3 protein-coding genes are annotated in these 2,608 nt (G+C 67.3%); 1 reads left to right on the top strand and 2 read right to left on the bottom strand.

Going from position 1 to position 2,608, the window contains the following annotated elements; all coding sequences use genetic code 11:
- On the top strand, positions 1 to 645 hold a 645-nt coding region (locus tag KDM41_17870; protein ID MCB1185290.1), incomplete at its 5' end, for a hypothetical protein.
- A gap of 70 nt (positions 646 to 715) precedes the next feature.
- On the opposite strand, the gene pstB is transcribed toward KDM41_17870, so the two are convergent.
- The gene (pstB, locus tag KDM41_17865) at positions 716 to 1,603 is read right to left on the bottom strand and encodes a phosphate ABC transporter ATP-binding protein (protein MCB1185289.1); all 888 of its coding nucleotides are present in this window, start codon (positions 1,601 to 1,603) and stop codon (positions 716 to 718) included.
- A 19-nt stretch (positions 1,604 to 1,622) separates the two neighbouring features.
- Positions 1,623 to 2,608 (bottom strand): phosphate ABC transporter permease PstA (gene pstA / locus KDM41_17860; protein ID MCB1185288.1); only part of this gene is annotated, 986 nt, incomplete at its 5' end.

The raw sequence follows: 2,608 nt of genomic DNA, 5'->3' as shown, positions 1-2,608 counted from the left end.
AAGGGGACGGACTTCTTCTACTACTTCACCGACAGCCCGCTCCGCCGCAAAGGCCGGATGACCGCTCAGCAGAAGCGCCGTCGCCGCGAACTCGAACTCCTCCACGGCCGTCCCGACCCCAAGGCGATCGAGAAGGACATGTTCGAGCTCCTCGAGGTGACCCTGGGCAACCGGGCGTCAGCCACGGTCTTCAGCGACGATCACCCGGCGTACAAGCGGTCGATCCGCAGGCTGCCGGCCCGGATCGTGCATCGGATCACGCCGGGGAGCGACCACCGCGACAAGAACAACGCGTTGTGGGAGATCAACCTGCTGGACCTGCTGATCCGTCACAGCAGCGCGAACCACAAGCGGGAGACGATCGCGTGGTCGAAGCGGCGGCAGGCGAGCGCGGAGCGGCTGGCGATCCTGCTGGTGTGGCGGAACTACATGAAGGGGCGCCGGGAGAAGGCCCGAGGCAGCCCGACGCCGGCGATGGAACTGGGGATGATGACGGAACCTCTGACGATCGGTGGACTGCTGGGGCGGCGGTGCTTCCGCAATCGGGTCGACGTGCCGCCGCGGTGGACGGAGTACTACGAGCGGCGGGTCAGGACGGTCGTGGTGGACCGGGAGAGGCGGCACGAACTGGGGTATGCGTTCTGAACTATGGCCAAGCGCTTATCGGCGATCAGCGCTCGGCGGAAGACACATTCTTGAAGGCACAACCTACGGGCTATCCGAAGCGGCCCGTGATGTAGTCCTCGGTCTCCTTAAGCAACGGGTTCGTGAACAGCCTAGCCGTCGGCCCGTACTCCACCACCTGCCCGAGGTACATGAAGGCCGTGTAGTCGCTCACACGCGAGGCCTGCTGCATGTTGTGGGTCACGATGAGCACCGTGTAGTCGCCCCGCAGGCGCAGAATGAGCTCCTCCACACGGGTCGTGGCGATGGGATCCAGGGCGCTGCAGGGCTCGTCCATGAGCAGGACCTCGGGCTCGGCGGCGATGGCCCGGGCGATGCAGAGCCGCTGCTGCTGGCCGCCGCTCATGCCGAGGGCGCTCTCGTCGAGCCGGTCACTGACCTCGTCCCAAAGGGCGGCCCCCTCCAGGGCCGTCCGGCACACCTCGTCCAGGACGGCGCGGTTGCGCTCGCCGTTGATCTGCAGGGCGTAGGTGACGTTGTCCTTGATGCTCATGGGGAACGGGTTCGACTTCTGGAAGACCATGCCCATGCGCCGGCGCAGCTCGATCACATCGACGCCCTTGCCGTAGATGGTGTCGCCGGCGAGTTCCATGTCGCCGCCGATGCGGACGGTGTCGATCAGGTCGTTCATGCGGTTCACCGACCGCAGCAGGGTGCTCTTGCCGCAGCCCGAGGGCCCGATCAGGGCGGTCACCTTGCCCTTGGGCACGGGCAGGTTCACGTCGAAGAGGACCTGCTTCTCCCCGTACCACAGGTTGAAGCCCTTCACGTCCAGGACGAGTTCCTCGTCCTGCAGCTCCGGGTGCACCTTGGTCGGGACGACCTTGCCGGCGGCGATGTCCGTCAGGCGGTCCGTCGTCTGGGACGGCCCCTTCTTCTGCGGCGCGGGACCGTTCAGGTTGGCGAACGAGGACTCCATCGGCACGACTTCCTTCGGGCTAGAACTTCGAACCCGCGAACTTGCGGTTCAGGCGCGACCGGAACCAGATCGCGGCCAGGTTCAGGAACAGGACGATGCCCATCAGCAGCATCGTCGTGGTGAACACCATGGGCTTGGCGGCTTCCGAGTTCTGGCTCTGGAAGCCGAGATCGTAGATGTGGAAGCCCAGGTGCATGAAGCTGCGTTCGGGGTGCAGGAACGGGAAATGGCCGTCCAGGGGCAGCTCGGGGGCCAGCTTCACGGCGCCGACGAGCATCAGGGGCGCCACCTCGCCGGCCCCGCGGGCCATGGCCAGGATCGCGCCGGTCATGACCCCGGGCAGCGAGCGCGGCAGCACCACCCGCCGGATCGTCTGCCACTTTGTGGCCCCGCAGGCGAACGAGCCCTCGCGCATGGACGACGGCACGGCCGCCAGCGCCTCCTCGGTCGCCACGATGACCACCGGCAGCGTCAGCAGCGCCAGGGTGAGCGACGCCCACATGATGCCGCCGGTGCCGAAGGTCGGGTTGGGCAGCTTGTCGGCGAAGAAGATGGCGTCGATGCTGCCGCCCACCATGTAGCTGAAGAACCCCATGCCGAACACGCCGAAGACGATGCTCGGCACGCCGGCCAGGTTGTTGATGGCGATGCGCACGACGCTCGTCAGCCAGCCCTGCTTGGCGTACTCGCGCAGGTACAGGGCGGCCATCACGCCGAAGGGCACCACCAGGATCGTCATGCCGATGGTCATCAGCACCGTGCCGAAGATGGCCGGCGCCACGCCGCCCTCGCTGTTGGCCTCGCGGGGTTCGGCCGTTAGGTACTCGAGCCAGCGGGCGAAATAGACACCCAGGCGGCCGCCGGTGCCGATCCGGTTGGCCGGATAGCCCCGCACGATCTGGTTCGCCTCGACGTCCTTCTCGCGGCCGTCCGAGGTGACCAGGCGCAGCGCATGGCCCGCCGGCGCGTCCTCCCCGTGCTCGTCGCCCCGGTAGCGTTCCCAGG

The organism is bacterium (genome assembly GCA_020440705.1).
In the GTDB taxonomy this organism is placed as follows: Bacteria; Krumholzibacteriota; Krumholzibacteriia; order LZORAL124-64-63; family LZORAL124-64-63; genus JAGRNP01.
The sequence above is the reverse complement of the archived record's forward strand: the minus strand, read 5'-3'. Positions and strand labels throughout refer to the sequence as shown.

Bases quoted from the DNA above. Each gene is read 5' to 3' on its own strand.
- pstB (MCB1185289.1), bottom strand. From the start codon at position 1,603: ATGGAGTCCTCGTTCGCCAACCTGAACGGTCCCGCGCCGCAGAAGAAG.